A 379-nucleotide genomic window follows, 5' to 3' on the forward strand; every position below is an offset into this window, starting at 1 on the left:
GAACATGGCCCGGGCCACCCACTCGTCCGGCACGGAAGCCCCCGCCCCCTCGGCGAGCACCCGGGCGGCGGCGAGCTTGCGCTGCGAGGGCACGTGGTCGGAGGGGCCGAGGACGAACCCGATCCGTTCGTGGCCCAGTGAGGCGAGGTGGCGCCAGGCCTGCTCCACCGCCACCGAGTCGTCGCAGGAGACGCCCGGGAAGCCGAGCCGGGCGATCGCGGCGTTGATCAGCACGACGGGGATCTTCCGGTCGGCGAGCACCCGGTAGTGGTCGTGCGGGGCGTCGGCCTGGTGGTAGAGCCCGCCCGCGAACACGACACCGGAGACCTGCTGCTGCAGGAGGAGTTCGACGTAGTCGGCCTCGGAGACCCCGCCCTTG

General features: G+C 73.1%; 1 pseudogene. It reads right to left on the reverse strand.

Going from position 1 to position 379, the window contains the following annotated elements:
* Positions 1-379, reverse strand: a pseudogene (locus IH13_RS0102540) (LacI family transcriptional regulator); the annotation flags it as partial.

The organism is Streptomyces sp. NRRL WC-3549, assembly GCF_000721935.1.
GTDB lineage: Bacteria > Actinomycetota > Actinomycetes > Streptomycetales > Streptomycetaceae > Streptomyces.